Source organism: Pseudomonas sp. Root562 (assembly GCF_001427125.1).
GTDB lineage: Bacteria > Pseudomonadota > Gammaproteobacteria > Pseudomonadales > Pseudomonadaceae > Aquipseudomonas.
The window spans coordinates 1-17493 of sequence record NZ_LMGK01000011.1; the positions used below are offsets into that span (position 1 = coordinate 1).

The following is a 17493-nucleotide window of genomic DNA, read 5'->3' on the forward strand; positions in this document are numbered from 1 at the left end:
CCCGACGGCCGCGAAACGTCCTACCGCTACGACGCCTTCGGCCGACGCATCAGCAAGACCGTCGACGGCCAGACCACGGCGTTTTTCTGGCAAGGCGATCAAGTGATCGCCGAAAGCAGCCCAAGCCACTACCGCAGCTACCTCTACGAACCGGGCAGCTTCCGCCCGCTGGCGATGCTCGACGGCCAAGGCCCGAAACACGCCTGCCCGTTCTACTACCAACTCGACCACCTCGGCACCCCGCAGGAACTCACCGACTACAGCGGCGAGATCGTCTGGTCGGCCCGCTACACCGCCTACGCTGCGCTTCCAGGGCCAGTACTTCGACCCCGAAAGCGGCCTGCACTACAACCGCCACCGCTACTACCACCCCGACACCGGCCGCTACCTGACACCGGACCCGGTGAAGCTGGCCGGCGGGTTGAACCCGTATCGGTATACGCCGAACCCGACGGGGTGGGTGGATCCGTTGGGGTTGAGCGGGAATTGTCCGGGGGCGAATAGGCCGGGTTGTTCGGTGCCGGATGGTATGAATGAGGCTAGTGTTGATGATGGGGACGTTGCGCTTCCTTCTTCTGAAAATCAGGGAAAATATCTATACCGTGGTGATCTTCGTAGGCCGGATGAAGTCTTTGCTAAAGGATTCGTTAGTAGAGGGAAAAGCACCAACTTAAAGCTTCATGTTTGGGATAATAAAAATCCACCAAGCAATTTTGTTAGCACATCAACTGACCCAGAAATTGGCATCGATTTCGGTACAGACTACAGAACAAAAAAAGGATTTTTATACACATTGAAAAAAATCGAAGGCCGCGACGTCAATAAAGAGCTTGACCCGTATGATGTTCCCTATGCCTATGAAGATGAAATTGCAATCCCTGACAGAATCAAAAGCGAAGATATTTTAGGCGCAACCCCTTTAAATGAAGATGGCAGTTACGTGGGATATTCCATCTCAAACCCAAAGAGGAAGTAATAATGAAAACCAAAAAAGTATCTATTTTAATCGCTGACAAAATGGAAGTCGCAACAATCGAATATGACGAGCGGAAGCCGGCCATGACAGTAACATTAGAGAATGGTTGGACAACCCAGACAACTGGATCTGACATATATGAGTGCCTTGGCAAAATCATCAAAGAGCTTCCGAACATTAAATTTCTATGTAAAGGCGCAAAACTAAATGTTCGACCATCGAGCATGTCATCGCAAATGGGATCGGGAATAATGGCTTACGAACATAAACTGGGGATCAAAGCATCTAGAAATGATCTCGTTAATATATTTGACTACGACGACGAAGAAATCATCAATGACCCTCAAATGCAGACCGATTTCTTTTTTCGTTGGTTAGAATCCCTAAAAAAATAAAGCCATATACCTTGCACTCACAAAAAAGCCCAGTGAAAAACTGGGCATAATTATCCACAAACTACTAAATTATTCTTCCATCTCTGCATTTACATTCTCCGAATTACCTGCCTTTCTCGCCTCAGATTCTCTCCCTATAGATTCCCCTCTTGTATTCTTTCCAGCTCCACCCTCCGAACTAGTACTACCCCCATCCGCATCCCCCCCAATCGACCCCGGCGGCAGCGCATTTTCGGGGCCGGCACCTGCGTTCATTTCCGTAGACGGCGGCATTCCGCCCTTGTCGACGGGCGCGTCGTTGCCGGCATACACCGACACAGAACCCAGCGACAACAACCCGACTACCGTCACCGCAGTCAATGTCGACCTGTTCATGACGAATCTCCTCAGAAAGTGCTTACCTGATTTCTGGCAGCAGCCACTTTTCAAGGGTGCCGCTCAATCGACGAGCGGCTATGTGATGTAGGAGCATTAACTGGGTTCGCCCGAATTATCCTTGCCGGCAATGTCCGGGTCTTTGGGGATGGCCTCAACATCCGTGCGCTTCACATCTTCGTTGGGAACTTGCTCGATCCCGGCATCCTCGTCGGGTGGGCGCTGGTCACGGCTCAGGGGATCGGTCGGTGAAGGCAGCGGATACTCCGGGGTGTCGTCGATGTCGGAATCTTTCGGGTCAGGGATCATGGTGCACCTCGCAAAGAGCCTGAAATGCAGGCTCTGAACGTTTGAGATATCCACAAGGCACCGGGTTCTATCTGCAAGACAACCGGTCACCGCCGCAGTGGCGCGCAATCAATCCTCTTCCCCGTCTTCATCCTCATCTTCAAACTCGAGGTTTCCGACGTCGCCGGCGTCATCGGAGTCGTTCAGCGGTACGGTCGCATCGTCCATCAGGGAACCAGGGTCTTCGTTGCCGGGGTCGTTGATAAAGGGCAAACCGCTCGGGCCTTTCTCTTCATTGCCTTCGGTTTCGGGAGTCATGGCGAACCTCAATTGTGCAGGGGTGTATGAAGTTCGAGGCGACTGACTGCCAAAACGTTCCTGAGGTATAGCCAGAAATGAAAAACCCGGCGCTTGGCCGGGTTCTTACATTGATACACGCTGTATCAATGATTTTTGTGTTTGTTCTTGTGTTTATGTCCGCCGCCAGAATGGGAGCTGTCGTTGCCATCCCCCAAATTGTTACCAACTGCGCCTCCAGCTGCACCGCCCAGGCCTGCGCCGATGGTAGAACCCGTCCTGCCGCCAATGCTGTTGCCGATTACCGAGCCACCTGCCGAACCAAGACCACCACCAATCGCTGCTTCCGTCCGGCTACCTTTTTCCGCGCCAACCGCACTACCGGCCGCGCCGCCCACACCGGCACCAATGGCGGCCCCGGTGCTGCCACCCATCTGACCACCGACTACGTTGCCCAGTGCACCGCCAAGTCCACCACCTACCGCTGCCGTACCGTCACCGGCCGCCAACGCCGCTTGAGAGAGGAACAATCCAAAAACAATCGCGGGCAACTTCATACGTAGAGCACTCAGGCTTACAACTGCATCGCCTTTGGTTTTCGGGTTCATGGCACGCCTCATTCTTCGGGGGTATGCAAGATTGGAGGGATTACACCGAGAAACGTTCAATAACCAAAAAGCCCGGCATTAGGCCGGGCTCTTTCGAAGCATCATTTGTGATCAGTGACGCTTGTGACCCTTGGCCAGGTTGCTGCCTACGCCGCCGCCCAGAGCGCCACCCAAGCCTGCCCCGATGGTCGAACCGGTCTTGCCGCCCAAGCTGTTGCCGATCACCGAACCACCGGCAGCACCCACGCCACCGCCGATGGCAGCGCTGGTACGGTGGCCTTTCTTAGCCGCTACCGCACTGCCCGCTGCGCCTGCAACACCAGCACCAATGGCTGCACCAGTGCTGCCGCCCATGCTCTGGCCTACGACGTTACCCAGCGCACCGCCCAAACCGCCACCGATGGCGGCAGTGCCGTCACCAGCCATTGCACCTTGAGCAACCAGAAGACCCAGAACCAGAGCAGGCAGTGTGAAACGCATGACAAAAACCTCAAAAATAGGGGTGTAAACGAAAGGGGCGAGATTGAATGCTTTAGAGGAGAAAATGTCCAGACATGCGCGCGCTCAACCTCGTTATTAGCGACGGTTGGACAGCATTTTTCGGAAAGGTTTTATGACAGGCAAAAAAAAGCCCGCTGGGGAACGGGCAGGGTGTTGCTTCTAACGGATGAGTTGAGCCTACGTAGGTCCTTGTGAAAACTTTGTGAAAAAAAACCGGGTTAAAAAAACATTCACACAAAGTCACCCGCATAAAAAACCCCGCTCGATGACGGGGTCTGCTCAATGTCCATTATTTCCTGGTCGGCGCCGAAACCCTGGGCAGGAATTTGCCCTTCAGCACCCGACAAGCCCGGGTCTTGATCTTGTCTACCTCGGTCTGGTCCTCACCAAAGCTGGCTACATACTGCGTCTGGCCGCACTGTACATAGTTGTTGATCGGATACTCTGCGCCGTCGTCTTCAATATACGGATCAGCCATCTCTTCACCCCTCTGCTCAAAAGCGGGATCGACACCGGCAAGCCCAATTGCCTGAAAAAATATCGATCACCAAGGATTTTGAGACTAGCCGGTCATTACTGGACTTGCCGTTCAGATCGTAGCGCGCCCGACGAGTGGCCAAATGCCAATCACCGAAGCTTGACCGCCGTACCCGTGACAAAAACCACCACCATCCCCCCCTTCCCGGCCGGCATGCTGATTTCATAATCGAGCCCCACCACCGCATCCGCCTGCAGCGCCCGCGCCCGCTCCTTGATCTCTTCAGTGGCCTGGATGCGCGCTTCTTTCAATGCGCGCTCCAGCGTCTGCGAGCGCCCACCAAAGATATCCCGCATCCCGGCAAACATATCGCGAATCACGTTGACGCCCTGCACCGACTCGGCACTGACGATATCGAGGTAAGCAGTGATTTGCCGACCTTCGATGGAATGGGTGGTAGTGGTGATCATTGGGGTTCCTGTTTATTCAAATATTGAAGCGCATGCACGCTGCGCGACATGAATGCTGCGTCGCCAACTCTGATCGGGAGCGTATGACAGACGTGGAATCAGAGGAGCTTGACCAACACCGCAGTGACCGTCGCCACTGTGCCAATCAGCCCTGTAGCGACCGCAACCGGGTACCAGAAAGTTTCTCGGGTCATCTTGCCAGCCTCAGCGTTCAACTTGCGCTGCTGCGCCATCAGCTTGACGATCTCCACATGAATCTTTTCCAGCTCTGCCTGCTTCATGGTGAGTTCCTGCATCACGTACGCGTATCCGTCCTGATGAAGGGGCAATCCAGGTTGCGCTGCCCTTTGATTCATCTTGTACCCTAACGAAGGCACAAAACGAATCCCCTGCGGGAATGCCTTTATCAAGAGCTGAATCTATCCAGGCGTCTGAATGCACGGATTTCCAACGCACCGTCCTACACGTCGATCCAACGTCCTACATCAAATTCAGAAGCACCTTCGTATCTACTTTGGAAATTCAACCACCAGAAACAACAAAACCCCTGGTTTCTTTCGAAACCAGGGGTTTTGTTTACATCGAATTTGGCGGTGAAGGAGAGATTCGAACTCTCGATACAGTTTCCTGTATACACACTTTCCAGGCGTGCTCCTTAAGCCACTCGGACACTTCACCGTATCTCTTCAAACATGTTCTGTCTGTCGAGGCGCGCTAATGTAGTCGAAAGCATTTCTGATGGCAAACATTTTTTTCAGAATTTTCATGCGGTTAACGCAGTTGCCCGATTGCGATCGCTCAAAGACATGGCAAACCGGCCAATCTCCGGCTTCGCGCCCACCTCTATATAGAGGGGAATGCGCGGCAGGTGCGGCGAGCTACGCTTGCCGGGCGGGTAAAGGGTGACTGGTGGGTCAGTCACGGTGCTTTACCTGGCCGGTGGCGGTGAGTAACGTCTGCCCTACTTTACTGAAAGGAATAGCGTCATGAGTGAGTTGATTTCCTACCATCTCGAAGACGGTATCGCGACCCTGACCTTGAGCAATGGCAAGGTCAATGCCATCTCCCCGGACGTGATTGCCGCCTTCAACGCTGCGCTGGATCAGGCGGTGACTGATCGCGCGGTGGTGATCATTACCGGGCAGCCAGGGATTTTGTCCGGTGGCTATGACTTGAAGGTGATGACGTCCGGCCCTAAAGAAGCCGTGGCACTGGTGACGTCCGGCTCGACGCTGGCCCGCCGCCTGTTGTCGCATCCGTTCCCGGTAATCGTGGCCTGCCCTGGGCATGCCGTAGCCAAGGGTGCGTTCCTGTTGTTGTCGGCCGATTATCGCATCGGTGTCGAAGGCCCGTTCAGCATCGGTCTGAACGAAGTGCAGATCGGCATGACCATGCACCATGCCGGCATCGAGATTGCTCGTGATCGCCTGAGCAAAGCGGCGCTGCAACGTTCGGTGGTCAACGGTGAAATGTTCAATCCGCAAACCGCTGTGGATGCCGGGTTCCTCGACGTGGTGGTAGCAGCCGAAGAGCTCCAAAGCGCTGCGCTGGCGGCGGCTCGTCAGTTGAAGAAGATCAACATGACGGCCCACAAGAACACCAAGTTGAAGGTTCGCAAATCGTTGCTGGAGGCTCTGGACAACGCCATCATCCAGGACCAGGAGCATTTGGGTTAAGCCCGGCTCCGCGTCAGCGAAAAGCCCGACCGTCGTGTCGGGCTTTTTCATTCAGGCATCTACGAAAAGCAGGTAACCGCTCTAGAACAAGTCTCACCCAAGATTCAGAAACATGTACTCAAACATCGGCCAACTTCCGACTCTATAGCCGCAATTGCCGAAAACAGTGCACATCCGTACACTGCGCCACCTTTTGTCCCGGTGGGCCTGAAAATGCTGTTTGTTTTACGTATGTCATTGATGGGCCTGCACTTTGTTGTAGCGGGTGTGCTGGGCGTCATTCTCGGCCTGTGTCGTCCGTTCAATCCGGACAACAGCCGCCTGTGCGCACGCCTTTATGCGTGGCCGGCAATGTGTATTTTGCGTTTGCGGGTGAAGGCCGAAGTCGGGCCGTTGATGGATAAACCCGACAGTTGCGTGATCATTGCCAACCACCAGTCCAACTACGACCTGTTCGTTTTCGGCAACGTAGTCCCCCGCCGCACCGTGTGCATCGGCAAGAAGAGTCTGAAGTGGGTCCCGTTGTTCGGTCAGTTGTTCTGGCTGGCCGGTAACGTTTTGATCGACCGTGGCAATGCGCAGAAGGCCCGCCAGTCGATGTTGACCACCACCCACACCCTGCAAAACGAAGACACCTCGATCTGGGTGTTCCCGGAAGGCACGCGCAATCTGGGCGAAGCGTTGCTGCCGTTCAAGAAAGGCGCGTTCCAGATGGCCATTGCCGCGGGAGTGCCGATCGTGCCGGTGTGTGTCAGTAGCTACGTCAAGCACATGCGATTGAACCGCTGGCGCAGTGGGAAAATTCTGATCCGTTCGTTGCCAGCGATTCCCACCGCGGGCTTAAGCCTTGATGACATGCCGATGCTGATGGCCCAGTGTCGTGAACAGATGCGCGAATGCATCGATTCGATGGACCGGCAACTGCAATCGGCCTGAAAAGAAACCCGCCCTGTGCGGGTTTTCTTTTGCCGGTGAACTGTGCAGATTTCACTGACTCTCAAGCAGCAGACAAGGCTAAGCTGAACATGCCTGCCACGGCCATTTGCCAATTGAAAGCTGCCAAGAAGAAGTGAACCAAGACCATGGGTAGAGTTGTTGCTGCTGCGGTTTATAGCGCGGGTAAAAAGGTCACCAATATTACCCTCGACGAAGGCGCGGCCTGGGCTGCAAAGCCTGGTCACTTTGTCTGGATCGGCCTTGAAGAGCCGAACGAAGAGGAACTGTACAACCTGCAACGCCAGTTCAACCTGCACGAACTGGCCATCGAAGACGCCCTGGAAAAACACAGTCGCCCGAAACTGGAAACGTTCGGCGATGCGCTCTTCATCGTCACGTACTCTCCGATTATGGAAGACGGCAAACTCAAGTTCATCGAGACCCACATTTTTGCCGGCAATGGTTACATCATCACTGCGCGTAACGGTCATTCGGCGTCCTACGCCTACGTCCGACAGCGTTGTGAAGCGCGCCCGCTGTTACTGGAGCACGGGGAAGATTTCGTCCTCTACGCCATCCTCGATTTCGTGATTGAAAACTACCAGCCGATGGGCGAAGCGATTCACGCCAGGATCGATGAGCTGGAACGCAACGTCATGTGTGGCTCGTTGAATGAACGTGACATCCAGAATCTTCACAGCCTGCGCCGCGATGTGCTGCGCCTGCGCCGTTATGCGGCGCCCATGGTGGAGATCGGCGAGGAACTGCAAAAACTGAACTTTCCCTTTATCGACAAGAACATGCGCCCGTATTTCCGCGATGTGCAGATTCATGTAACCCGGCAGTTGGAAGACCTGACGACCCTGGCGGATATCGCCAGCCAGACCATCGAAGTTGGGGTGCTGCTGGAGGCGTCGCGCCAAAGTGTGGTGCAGCGCAAATTCGCTGCATGGGCGGCGATCCTGGCGTTCCCGACCGCGGTGGCGGGGATCTACGGGATGAACTTTCAGAACATGCCCGAACTGACCTGGTATTACGGTTACTTCGGTGTGCTGGGGTTTATTGCGGTGGGTTGCGTGGGTTTATGGACGAGTTTCAAGAAGTCGGGTTGGCTTTGAATTCTCGGCGAATGCTTCGCACTCGGTCGCAAGCAAGCCTCGCTCGCACAGGTATTGCAATAGTCCTGTGCAAGCGAGGTATTAACTGATTAAACGGTTTCTGGCTTGTGCGCCACAAAACGCATCATCCACTCGGCTACCGTGGTGCCGTGGTGCTCGCTGTCCAGGCTCGCGATGCCTTTCGAATACACCTGCTCGCCCAGCGCTTGCTGACGGATCTCCAGCAAGGCGCGGGAATAGTCGTGAATGAATTCTGGATGGCCCTGGAAGCACAGCACCTGATCGTTGATGTGGTACGCGGCAAACGGGCAGAAATCGCTGGATGCAATCACCGTGGCGTTTTCCGGCAATGAGGTGACCTGGTCCTGATGGCTGATCAACAGGGTCAACTCTTCACGCACCGGGTTCAGCCACGGTGCCTTGGCGGCGAGTTTGTATTTGTGCGTGCCGACGCCCCAGCCCTGGCTCGCGCGTTCGCTCTTGCCGCCGAGCAACAAGGCCAGCAACTGGTGGCCGAAACACACGCCCAACAGTTTGTCGCCGCGCTTGTAGCGGGTCAGCAGATAGTCCTTGAGGGTTTGAATCCATGGGTCGGTGCCGAAGGAATCGGCCTTGCTGCCGGTGACCAGGTAAGCGTCGAAGGTCAGGTCATCGCTCGGGTATTCACCCTGCACCACGTTGTAGATCGTGAAATCGGCGGCAATCGGTTGCTGCGAAAACAGGCGCTTGAACATCTGCCCGTAGCCCTGATACTGGTCGACCAATTCCGGACGCAGGTTGTCGGTTTCCAGAATGCAGATGCGTAACGACATAAAAAATACCTGACACGTGATGGGAATAATGCACACCCCAGAGCCTGCCTTGAAACACGGTATCAAGGCAAGCCCTTCGGTGCGTCACCTGTCCCTTAGAACGCCTCCCCTTTGGCAGCCTTTTCCAGCAATAGCGCCGGTGGTGCGAAGCGCTGGCCGTATTGCCCGGCCAGGTATTGGGCACGCGCGACGAAATCGTTGATCCCGTACTGGTTGATAAACTGCAGCGCACCACCGGTCCAGGGGGCAAAACCGATACCGAAGATCGATCCAACGTTGGCATCGGCCGTCGAGGTCAGCACACCTTCCTCCACGCAGCGTACGGTTTCGATGGCTTGAACGAACAGCAGGCGATCGCGTACGTCCTTCGGTGAAATCTGTCCCTCGGCCTTCTCGAAACGGGTTTTCAATTCCGGCCAAAGATGTTTTTGGCCACCGGCTGGATACTCGTAAAAACCGCCCCCGGCGGCCTTGCCCGGCCGCTTGTATTCGTTGAGCAACAAGTCAATCACGGCAAACGCCGGGTGCTCAGTCAGCGGTTTCCCTTCTGCCTGAAGGTCTTTGGCGGTTTGCTGGCGGATATGGTTCATCAAGCTGAGTGAAACTTCGTCAGAGATCGCCAGAGGACCGACAGGCATGCCGGCCTTGCGCGCTTCGGTCTCGATCATCGGCGCGCTGACGCCTTCGCCGAGCATGGCGATGCCTTCGTTGGTAAAGGTGCCGAACACCCGCGAAGTGAAGAAACCACGACTGTCGTTGACCACAATCGGGGTCTTCTTGATTTGCAGGACGAAATCGAAGCCGCGCGCCAGGGTTTCGTCGCTGGTGTTGGCGCCCTTGATGATCTCCACCAAGGGCATTTTTTCCACGGGACTGAAGAAATGCAGACCGATGAACTTGCTCTGGTCCGGCACCGCCGTGGCGAGACCACTGATCGGCAGGGTCGAGGTATTGGAGGCGATCACCGCGTCCGCGCCGACGACTTTCTGCGCGGCCAACGAGACCTTGGCTTTCAATTCTCGATCTTCAAACACCGCTTCGATGATCAGGTCGCAACCCGCCAGGTCGGCATCGTTTTCCGTGGGATGAATGCGCGCCAGCACAGTTTCACGTTGCTCGACGCTCATCTGCCCGCGCGCCACTTTTTTGTCCAGCAGCGCGGCCGAGTGCGCCCTGCCCTTCTCGGCGGCCGCAAGGTTGAGATCCTTGAGCACCACGTCGATACCCGCCGATGCACTGACAAACGCGATACCCGCGCCCATCATGCCCGCACCCAGCACGCCGACCTTGCGGGTGGCATAAGGCGCAAAACCTTGAGGCCGGGAACCGCCGGCATTGATTTCATTGAGTTGGAACCAGAAGGTGCCGATCAGGTTTTTCGACACTTGGCCGGTGGTCAGTTCGGTGAAATAACGGGTTTCGATCAGGTGCGCGGTATCGAAATCCACCTGTGCACCCTCGACTGCCGCACAGAGGATTTTCTCGGGAGCGGGCAAGGTGCCTTGGGTTTTGCTGCGCAGGATCGACGGAGCAATCGCCAGCATCTGCGCGACCTTGGGGTTGGACGGCGTGCCACCGGGAATCTGATAGCCCTTCACATCCCAACGTTGCACCGCGCCGGGATTGGCAAGAATCCACGCCCGCGCCTTGGCCAGCAGTTCGTTGTGGTCCGCTGCCAGTTCATCGATCAATCCCGCCTGCAACGCCTGCTGTGGCCGGACTTTTTTACCTTCGAGCAAGTACGGCAAGGCTTTTTCCAGGCCGAGCATGCGCACCATGCGCACCACCCCGCCACCGCCCGGCAACAGACCCAGGGTCACTTCCGGCAGGCCGAGCTGCACCGACGGATTGTCCAGCGCTACCCGGTGATGGCAGGCCAGGCAGATTTCCCAGCCACCGCCGAGCGCCGCGCCGTTGATGGCGGCGACCACCGGTTTACCGAGGGTCTCCAGGGTGCGCAGCTGGCCTTTGAGGGTCAGCACCATGTCGTAAAAGGCTTTGGCTTCGGGTTTGCCGACCTTGATCAGCTCATTGAGGTCGCCGCCGGCGAAGAAGGTTTTTTTCGCCGACGTGATGATCACGCCAGCGATGTTGTCCATGTCGCTGACCAGGCGGGCGACGCAGTCTGCCATGGCTTCGCGGTACACCGCGTTCATGGTGTTGGCGCTCTGGCCCGGCATGTCGATGGTCAGGACGACGATCTGGTCCTGGCCCTTTTCGTAACGAATGGCTTGGCTCATAAACAGGTTCCTTGAAGGCGAGGCTCAGAGGCGTTCGATGATGGTGGCAATGCCCATGCCGCCGCCGACACACAGGGTCGCGAGGCCATAACGCTGACGCCGCACCTCCAGTTCATCGAGCAAGGTGCCGAGGATCGCGCAACCGGTAGCGCCCAGCGGATGGCCCATGGCAATGGAGCCGCCATTGACGTTGACCTTTTGCGGGTCGACGGCCATGTCCTTGATGAATTTGAGCACCACGGAGGCAAAAGCCTCGTTGACCTCGAACAGGTCGATGTCTTCTACCCGCAACCCGGCCTTGGCCAACGCCTTGCGCGTCGCTGGCGCGGGGCCGGTGAGCATGATGGTCGGGTCAGTGCTGGTGACCGCCGTGGCGACGATCCGCGCCCGGGGTTGCAAGCCGAGCGCCCGGCCCTTGGCTTCGGAACCGATCAACATCAATGCCGCGCCATCGACGATCCCCGAACTGTTGCCTGGGGTGTGGACATGGTTGATCCGCTCCACATGGCTGTAGACCCGCAGCGCCGTGGCGTCGAAGCCCATCTGCCCGATCATTTCGAAGCTCGGCTTGAGCTTGGCCAGCCCTTCCAGGGTCGATTCGGCACGAATGAACTCATCATGATCAAGCAGGATGATGCCGTTCTGATCCTGCACTGGCACCAGCGATTTGTTGAACGAGCCATCGGCCCGCGCCCGCGCGGCTTTCTGTTGCGAGTGCAGTGCGTAGGCATCGACGTCCTCACGACTGAACCCTTCCAGGGTGGCAATCAGGTCGGCGCCCACGCCTTGCGGTGTGAAATGGCTGTGCAGGTTGGTGGCAGGGTCCAATGCCCATGCCCCGCCGTCGCTGCCCATCGGCACTCGCGACATCGACTCGACGCCGCCAACGACCACCAGGTCTTCAAACCCGGAGCGCACTTTCATCGCCCCCAGGTTCACCGCCTCCAGTCCGGACGCGCAGAATCGATTGATCTGCACACCGGCTACGCTGACGTCCCAATCCGCCACTTGCGCGGCGGTTTTGGCGATATCGGAGCCTTGATCGCCGATCGGCGTCACGCAGCCAAGGACCACGTCATCGACCTGACTGGTATCCAGGGCCGTTCGCTGTTGCAGCGCCGTGAGCAATCCTGCGACCAGGTTCACCGGTTTCACGCTGTGCAGGGCGCCGTCGGCCTTGCCTTTACCACGGGGCGTGCGTAATGCGTCGAAAATCAAAGCTTGGGTCATGACGTCCTCGAAGCGCGATGCAGATGGGGAAAACACAGCTGCCACTCTTGGCCCAGGGCGCGATGGTTTCAATGACCGCAACGCTCACAGAAGTTGACGGTCACGCTCAGACGGACGGTCATCCCTGGCTCGGTGAACCGGTGCAGGACGCGCAGGTGTCTAGCAAAAGGCCGCCCAAGAAGCTGGCAATAGGCCTCATACCGTTTTGATAGCGATTTTCGAGAACACCATACTAAATGGATCTAAACCAAGTGTGACGCGGGCTCTAAGGTGAAGGTGTACGAAGTTGTCGTCGGGTTTTGCCGAGGCGCTCGTGCTACAGGAAGTGCATCGCGCTGCCGTCATGGAGATATGCAGGCAGGCATCAGGAAATAACAATAAAGGCGGTCAAGCCATGTTCAAACAATCGAAAGTTCGTCAAGCCGGGCTCATTCTTTTCGCCACCACGCTGTTGTTAATCGTGCCGAACCTGACGAAGGTGATCGGCTGAATCAAGCGCCAGAGTTAATTATCGCCACATAAAAATGTGACTGGCTCGCTACCCGGGCCAGCGTGGCTGTGCCAACCTTTGGGGCACTTCCACGACATGGACGGCGATCCTTTGAAAACGCTCATTCTGTTCGGGGCTTTGCTGCTCAGCACGCCCTCGTATGCCGCACAGCTCAACCTGGAGCTGGGCGCGGTTGGCCGCACCTGGCAAACCGAGGAGTTGCTCAAGCATCCTCAAGTCCAGACCATCACCATTGCCAATGACGTTTCCTACAAACGCGACATGATCTATCGCGCCGTGCCCTTGGCCGCCTTGTTGACCGGTATCAAGCCTGACGATCACCTGCAAGCCGTGGCGCTTGACGGTTTTGCCGCTGAACTGGCGGCTGCGCCCCTGCTCAACAGCGAGGGAGCTCGCGCCTGGCTGGCAATTGAAGACCCCGCCAAACCCTGGCCGCCACTTTCCGAAGGCAAGCACAGCGCCGGGCCGTTTTATCTGGTCTGGACCGATCCGCGGGCGGGCAATATCAGCCCGGAACAATGGCCGTTCGAAGTCGCCAGCATCAAGCGCCTGGCCCCGGTGGCCGAGCGCTTCCCTGCCCTGCTGCCGGACCCTGCGTTAAGGGCCGACGATCCGGTCAACAAGGGTTTTGCGTTGTTCCAGAAAAACTGCCTGGCCTGCCATCGGTTGAACGGTGCCGGGGATGCGCAGTTCGGACCGGACCTGAACATTCCGTACAACCCCACCGAATATTTCGGCGCTGACTTCCTCAAGCGCTACATCCGCGATCCGCAGAGTTTGCGCCAGTGGCCGCAGGCAAAAATGCCGGAGTTTTCGGCCGAGGTTTTGCCGGATGAGGATCTGCAGAAGTTGGTGGGGTATTTGAAGCATATGACAGGGCGTAAGGTTAAGCCCTGACATGCATTTCTGTGGAAGCCAGCCTGCAGGCGATCGCCGCGGGCAAGCCCCACAGTGATTTGTGGTGCCACAGATTTCGCGACCGACTTCACACCCTGTGGGAGCTGGCTTGCCAGCGATGGCGAACTGCCGGTTACTGAAATAGTGTCTGAACCACCGCAATCGCGGGCAAGCCGGCTCCCACAGGGTTCTGCGGTGTCCTGGCTTACTGTTGTTGCACGGAAATCACAGGCGCAGGCGTTGGGGTCACCAGGACCTTGGCATGCATCTGCTCACACCCGCCGCCCCGACGCATGCCGCGAACCGGGCAGGCATCCAGGTAATCAAGGCCCACCGCCAGTTTCAGGTGACGTTCGGGGCGCGCCAGTTGGTTGGTCACGTCGAAGCTGTACCAGGCGTCATCGAGCCAGGCTTCAGCCCAGGCGTGACTGGCCAGGTGCTCGCTGTTTTCGCTGTACAGATAACCCGACACATATCGCGCCGGAATGCCCAGGCTGCGGGTGCAGGCAAGGAATGCGTGAGTGTGGTCCTGGCACACGCCTGAACGCCCGGCGAAGGCTTGTGCGGCGCTGGTGTCCACTTCGGTAGCGCCCGGCGTGTAGGTCATGTGCTGGTTCAGGCCATGCATCAAGTCGATCAGTGCCGTACGGTCCCGACGTTGCTTGCACTCTTTTTCGGCAAACGCACGCATTGCCGCGTCAGCCTCGGTCAAGCGGGTAAAGCGCAGGAACGGCAGCGCCGACTGGCTCTCGTGCTCGGCTTCGCGCAGTTCGTCGATGTCGACCTGGCCCCGGGCGCCGATAATGATCGCCTCATGGGGTTCGTCCATGGTCAGTACGTGCAGGATGTTGCCGAACGGATCGAGTTGCGCACGCACCGGGCGCGGCAGGTCGAGTTGCCAACTGAGCACGTGCTGGCGCTCGCTGTCGTGGGGTGTCAGTCGCAGGTACTGGATGCTCGCCCGCACCTGATCTTCGTAGTGATAGGTGGTCTCGTGGCTTATGGAAAGTCTCATGCAGCCTCCAGGTAGGAACTGTGAATCGCGTTGCCCAACTGGCGCACCAGCGGGATGAACTCGGTCAGCCAGGCGTGCAGGCCTTCGTCGAGAATTTCGGTGATGCCGGTGTAACGAAGCCTCGCGTCGATTTCCGCCGCCAGACGTTGCGCGGGCCGGCCGTTAGCCCCTGGTAGCTGGGCGAGAATCTGGTCGATCTCCTCGGTGCAGGCGCGCAGGGAGCGTGGGACATCCGCCCGCAATAACAGTAATTCGGCGACATGCCGCGCACCGGGAGCGTCACGGTAGATTTCGGTGTAGGCCTCGAAGGACGACAGTGCCCGCAGCAGCGCACTCCACTGGTAATAGGCGTGAGCCGTGCCGTCGCTGACCGCTTCGGCCTGATCGCCGGCCATTTCGTAACGGGCGTCGAGCAGGCGCAACGTGTTGTCGGCCCTTTCGATAAAGGTGCCCAAGCGAATGAAGCGAAAAGCGTCGTTACGCATGATGGTGCCGTAGGACGCACCTCGGAACAGGTGGGAACGCTCCTTGATCCACTCGCAGAAACGGCTCATGCCGTAGCGGCTGAGGCCTTGTTCAGCGATCCCGCGAATTTCCAGCCAGGTGGCGTTGATGTTTTCCCACATGTCGGCGGTGATTCGCCCACGCACCGCATGGGCACTGGCCCGTGCGGCGCCGAGACAACTGTAAATGCTGGCCGGGTTGGCTGCGTCCAGGGCGAAGAAATGCAGCAACCGCTCGGCGTGCAATTCGCCGTGGCGTTCGAGGTAATCGTCCAGCGTGCCGGTAATCAGCAGCGGCATGGCCAGTTCGTGCAAACCGTTGCCACGGCCATCCTGTGGCATCAGTGACAACGAGTAACTGATGTCGAGCATCCGCGCGAGGTTTTCCGCGCGCTCCAGGTAACGCGACATCCAATACAAATCCGAGGCAGTTCTACTTAACATGACAGGCTTCCTTCAATCCTCGACCACCCAGGTGTCCTTGGTTCCGCCACCCTGGGAGGAATTCACCACCAGGGAGCCTTCACGCAGGGCGACACGGGTCAAACCGCCGGGCACGACCCGGGTTTCACGGCCTGACAATACAAACGGCCGCAAATCGATATGGCGCGGTGCGATACCGTTTTCGACAAAGGTCGGACAGGTCGACAGCGACAGCGTCGGTTGCGCGATATACGCGTGGGGCTTGGCGATGATGCGCGCGCGGAAGGCTTCGATTTCCGCAGCCGTCGCCGCCGGCCCCACCAGCATTCCGTAACCGCCGGAGCCTTGGGTTTCCTTGACCACCAGTTCTGGAAGATTGGCCAGCACGTGGGAAAGTTCAGAAGGATTACGGCACTGCCACGTAGGAACGTTCTTGAGGATCGGCTCTTCATCCAGATAGAAACGGATCATGTCGGTGACAAACGGATACACCGATTTGTCGTCCGCCACCCCCGTGCCGATGGCGTTGGCCAACACGACGTTGCCGGAACGGTAAGACGACAGCAGCCCCGGCACACCGAGCATCGAATCCGGATTGAACGCCAGCGGATCGAGGAACGCATCGTCCAGGCGACGGTAGATCACGTCGACGGCTTTGGGGCCGTCGGTGGTGCGCATGTAGACCTTGTCGTCGCGCACGAACAAGTCCGCGCCCTCCACCAGCTCAACGCCCATTTCCCGTGCCAGGAACGCATGTTCAAAGAATGCGCTGTTGAAGCGCCCCGGCGTCAGGACGACCACGCTCGGGTTGTCGATCGGGCTGGAGCTTTTCAGGGTGTCGAGCAACAGGTTCGGGTAGTGGTCGATGGGGGCGATGCGTTGTGCCGCGAACAGTTCGGGGAACAGACGCATCATCATTTTGCGGTCTTCAAGCATGTAGCTGACGCCGCTCGGTGTCCGCAGGTTGTCCTCAAGCACGTAGTACGTGCCGTCACCGTCGCGCACCAGATCGACACCGGAAATGTGCGAATAGATATCGCGATGCAAATCCAGCCCCTGCATCGCCAACTGGTATTGCTCGTTGGCCAGCACCTGTTCGGCTGGAATGATCCCGGCCTTGATGATGCGTTGCTCGTGGTAGAGATCGGCGAGGAACATGTTCAACGCCTTGACCCGCTGAATGCAGCCGCGCTCGACAACGCGCCACTCACTGGCAGGGATGCTGCGGGGGATGGTGTCGAAGGGAATCAGGCGCTCTGTCCCCTGCTCATCACCGTAGAGCGTGAAAGTAATCCCGGCGCGATGAAATAACAGATCGGCCTCGCGTCGCCGTTGCGCCAAAAGCTCGTCAGGCGTTTCGGCCAGCCAACGGGCAAACTCCCGATAATGCGGACGGACCTGGCCGCCGGCATCGTACATCTCATCAAAATAGGTGCGGATCATGCCGTACTCCTTGTCACCCGGACATGCAGGCCTTCGCAAGGCCCGTGCCATCGGCATAAACGCTTTGATTTCAATCGGTTGGATTATCAACGCGGATTCGCCGCACCAATCCTGTGCGGCAAACGCCCCAACCTGATCGCCCCCGCTTCATTGCAAGGCGCTGTTGTCGCCTATCACCAGCATAGTCAGAGTTGATTTCACTGCCCGGTTAACGCTGGGGATAATCCGCTCATTCGCTGAAAAGCTGACCGAACTTCCCTTTAGCCGCCCGTTTCGGGCGGTTTTTTTTGCCTCTGCGAAA

Annotated in this window: 19 protein-coding genes, 1 tRNA gene and 1 pseudogene; 7 read left to right on the forward strand and 14 right to left on the reverse strand. The window is 57.6% G+C overall.

The genetic code is table 11. The features are described from left to right. Positions 1–976 (forward strand): annotated as a pseudogene (locus ASD60_RS28130) (RHS repeat-associated core domain-containing protein); the annotation flags it as partial. A gap of 2 nt (positions 977–978) precedes the next feature. Beyond that, on the forward strand, positions 979–1371 hold the full coding sequence (locus tag ASD60_RS09730) for a hypothetical protein (RefSeq protein WP_056853800.1): 393 nt from the start codon (positions 979–981) through the stop codon (positions 1369–1371). 471 nt (positions 1372–1842) lie between these two features. Here the strand turns inward: ASD60_RS09730 and ASD60_RS09740 are convergent, their stop codons facing one another. The 8 genes from ASD60_RS09740 to ASD60_RS09775 form a co-directional block, all read right to left on the reverse strand. Continuing rightward, positions 1843–2055: a hypothetical protein gene (locus ASD60_RS09740; protein ID WP_056853802.1), complete on the reverse strand. Its 213-nt coding sequence runs from the start codon at positions 2053–2055 to the stop codon at positions 1843–1845. Positions 2056–2163: 108 nt separating this feature from the next. Continuing rightward, positions 2164–2352 (reverse strand): hypothetical protein, encoded by a 189-nt coding sequence (locus ASD60_RS09745; protein ID WP_056853803.1) that lies wholly within the window; start codon positions 2350–2352, stop codon positions 2164–2166. Positions 2353–2477: 125 nt separating this feature from the next. After that, positions 2478–2888, reverse strand: coding sequence for a glycine zipper domain-containing protein (locus ASD60_RS09750; protein WP_442965991.1), 411 nt, complete (start codon positions 2886–2888; stop codon positions 2478–2480). Between the two features lie 162 nt (positions 2889–3050). Further along, positions 3051–3419 (reverse strand): hypothetical protein, encoded by a 369-nt coding sequence (locus ASD60_RS09755; protein WP_034150136.1) that lies wholly within the window; start codon positions 3417–3419, stop codon positions 3051–3053. A 310-nt stretch (positions 3420–3729) separates the two neighbouring features. After that, positions 3730–3918 carry a hypothetical protein gene (locus ASD60_RS09760; RefSeq protein ID WP_056853805.1) on the reverse strand — a complete coding sequence of 63 codons (189 nt, stop codon included), beginning with the start codon at positions 3916–3918 and terminating at the stop codon, positions 3730–3732. Between the two features lie 149 nt (positions 3919–4067). Next, positions 4068–4388: a YbjQ family protein gene (locus tag ASD60_RS09765; protein WP_056853806.1), complete on the reverse strand. Its 321-nt coding sequence runs from the start codon at positions 4386–4388 to the stop codon at positions 4068–4070. Positions 4389–4486: 98 nt separating this feature from the next. Next, complete coding sequence (locus ASD60_RS09770; protein WP_082557555.1) at positions 4487–4669, reverse strand: hypothetical protein; 183 nt, start codon at positions 4667–4669, stop codon at positions 4487–4489. A 307-nt stretch (positions 4670–4976) separates the two neighbouring features. After that, positions 4977–5066: transfer RNA gene (locus ASD60_RS09775), tRNA-Ser, on the reverse strand. Positions 5067–5374: 308 nt separating this feature from the next. Here ASD60_RS09775 and ASD60_RS09780 point away from each other — a divergent pair. From ASD60_RS09780 to ASD60_RS09790, 3 genes are all read left to right on the forward strand, one after another. Next, complete coding sequence (locus ASD60_RS09780) at positions 5375–6064, forward strand: crotonase/enoyl-CoA hydratase family protein (RefSeq protein WP_056853807.1); 690 nt, start codon at positions 5375–5377, stop codon at positions 6062–6064. 213 nt (positions 6065–6277) lie between these two features. Further along, positions 6278–7000 (forward strand): lysophospholipid acyltransferase family protein, encoded by a 723-nt coding sequence (locus ASD60_RS09785; protein WP_056853808.1) that lies wholly within the window; start codon positions 6278–6280, stop codon positions 6998–7000. A 146-nt stretch (positions 7001–7146) separates the two neighbouring features. After that, positions 7147–8118: a magnesium and cobalt transport protein CorA gene (locus ASD60_RS09790; RefSeq protein WP_056853809.1), complete on the forward strand. Its 972-nt coding sequence runs from the start codon at positions 7147–7149 to the stop codon at positions 8116–8118. Between the two features lie 89 nt (positions 8119–8207). On the opposite strand, the gene ASD60_RS09795 is transcribed toward ASD60_RS09790, so the two are convergent. The 3 genes from ASD60_RS09795 to ASD60_RS09805 all read right to left on the reverse strand — a co-directional run bounded on the left by ASD60_RS09795 (position 8208) and on the right by ASD60_RS09805 (position 12400). Continuing rightward, positions 8208–8930: an amidotransferase gene (locus ASD60_RS09795; RefSeq protein WP_056853810.1), complete on the reverse strand. Its 723-nt coding sequence runs from the start codon at positions 8928–8930 to the stop codon at positions 8208–8210. 95 nt (positions 8931–9025) lie between these two features. Continuing rightward, the gene (locus ASD60_RS09800) at positions 9026–11170 is read right to left on the reverse strand and encodes a 3-hydroxyacyl-CoA dehydrogenase NAD-binding domain-containing protein (RefSeq protein ID WP_056853811.1); all 2145 of its coding nucleotides are present in this window, start codon (positions 11168–11170) and stop codon (positions 9026–9028) included. A gap of 24 nt (positions 11171–11194) precedes the next feature. After that, positions 11195–12400, reverse strand: coding sequence for an acetyl-CoA C-acetyltransferase (locus ASD60_RS09805; protein WP_056853812.1), 1206 nt, complete (start codon positions 12398–12400; stop codon positions 11195–11197). Positions 12401–12686: 286 nt separating this feature from the next. On the opposite strand from ASD60_RS09805, the gene ASD60_RS28805 reads away from it, so the two are divergent. Next, positions 12687–12890 (forward strand): hypothetical protein, encoded by a 204-nt coding sequence (locus tag ASD60_RS28805; protein WP_130905432.1) that lies wholly within the window; start codon positions 12687–12689, stop codon positions 12888–12890. 96 nt (positions 12891–12986) lie between these two features. Next, the gene (locus ASD60_RS09815) at positions 12987–13808 is read left to right on the forward strand and encodes a c-type cytochrome (RefSeq protein WP_056853814.1); all 822 of its coding nucleotides are present in this window, start codon (positions 12987–12989) and stop codon (positions 13806–13808) included. 205 nt (positions 13809–14013) lie between these two features. Here the strand turns inward: ASD60_RS09815 and ASD60_RS09820 are convergent, their stop codons facing one another. The 3 genes from ASD60_RS09820 to ASD60_RS09830 are packed head-to-tail and all read right to left on the reverse strand — an operon-like array spanning position 14014 to position 17192. Continuing rightward, positions 14014–14823, reverse strand: coding sequence for a transglutaminase family protein (locus ASD60_RS09820; protein ID WP_056853815.1), 810 nt, complete (start codon positions 14821–14823; stop codon positions 14014–14016). Then, complete coding sequence (locus tag ASD60_RS09825) at positions 14820–15770, reverse strand: alpha-E domain-containing protein (protein WP_056853816.1); 951 nt, start codon at positions 15768–15770, stop codon at positions 14820–14822. Before ASD60_RS09825 ends, ASD60_RS09820 begins: the two co-directional genes overlap by 4 nt. Before the next feature lie 12 nt (positions 15771–15782). Beyond that, complete coding sequence (locus tag ASD60_RS09830; RefSeq protein ID WP_056853817.1) at positions 15783–17192, reverse strand: circularly permuted type 2 ATP-grasp protein; 1410 nt, start codon at positions 17190–17192, stop codon at positions 15783–15785. Positions 17193–17493 lie beyond the last annotated feature (301 nt).

Excerpts from the sequence above, each read along its gene's own strand:
- ASD60_RS09755 (WP_034150136.1), bottom strand. The coding sequence starts at position 3,419 with ATGCGTTTCACACTGCCTGCTCTGGTTCTGGGTCTTCTGGTTGCTCAA.
- ASD60_RS09820 (WP_056853815.1), bottom strand. The coding sequence starts at position 14,823 with ATGAGACTTTCCATAAGCCACGAGACCACCTATCACTACGAAGATCAG.
- ASD60_RS09770 (WP_082557555.1), bottom strand. The coding sequence starts at position 4,669 with ATGAAGCAGGCAGAGCTGGAAAAGATTCATGTGGAGATCGTCAAGCTG.
- ASD60_RS09805 (WP_056853812.1), bottom strand. The coding sequence starts at position 12,400 with ATGACCCAAGCTTTGATTTTCGACGCATTACGCACGCCCCGTGGTAAA.
- ASD60_RS09830 (WP_056853817.1), bottom strand. The coding sequence starts at position 17,192 with ATGATCCGCACCTATTTTGATGAGATGTACGATGCCGGCGGCCAGGTC.
- ASD60_RS09815 (WP_056853814.1), top strand. The coding sequence starts at position 12,987 with ATGGACGGCGATCCTTTGAAAACGCTCATTCTGTTCGGGGCTTTGCTG.
- ASD60_RS09780 (WP_056853807.1), top strand. The coding sequence starts at position 5,375 with ATGAGTGAGTTGATTTCCTACCATCTCGAAGACGGTATCGCGACCCTG.
- ASD60_RS09795 (WP_056853810.1), bottom strand. The coding sequence starts at position 8,930 with ATGTCGTTACGCATCTGCATTCTGGAAACCGACAACCTGCGTCCGGAA.
- ASD60_RS09790 (WP_056853809.1), top strand. The coding sequence starts at position 7,147 with ATGGGTAGAGTTGTTGCTGCTGCGGTTTATAGCGCGGGTAAAAAGGTC.
- ASD60_RS09745 (WP_056853803.1), bottom strand. The coding sequence starts at position 2,352 with ATGACTCCCGAAACCGAAGGCAATGAAGAGAAAGGCCCGAGCGGTTTG.
- ASD60_RS09800 (WP_056853811.1), bottom strand. The coding sequence starts at position 11,170 with ATGAGCCAAGCCATTCGTTACGAAAAGGGCCAGGACCAGATCGTCGTC.
- ASD60_RS09750 (WP_442965991.1), bottom strand. The coding sequence starts at position 2,888 with ATGAAGTTGCCCGCGATTGTTTTTGGATTGTTCCTCTCTCAAGCGGCG.
- ASD60_RS09760 (WP_056853805.1), bottom strand. The coding sequence starts at position 3,918 with ATGGCTGATCCGTATATTGAAGACGACGGCGCAGAGTATCCGATCAAC.
- ASD60_RS09740 (WP_056853802.1), bottom strand. The coding sequence starts at position 2,055 with ATGATCCCTGACCCGAAAGATTCCGACATCGACGACACCCCGGAGTAT.
- ASD60_RS09730 (WP_056853800.1), top strand. The coding sequence starts at position 979 with ATGAAAACCAAAAAAGTATCTATTTTAATCGCTGACAAAATGGAAGTC.
- ASD60_RS09765 (WP_056853806.1), bottom strand. The coding sequence starts at position 4,388 with ATGATCACCACTACCACCCATTCCATCGAAGGTCGGCAAATCACTGCT.
- ASD60_RS09785 (WP_056853808.1), top strand. The coding sequence starts at position 6,278 with ATGCTGTTTGTTTTACGTATGTCATTGATGGGCCTGCACTTTGTTGTA.
- ASD60_RS09825 (WP_056853816.1), bottom strand. The coding sequence starts at position 15,770 with ATGTTAAGTAGAACTGCCTCGGATTTGTATTGGATGTCGCGTTACCTG.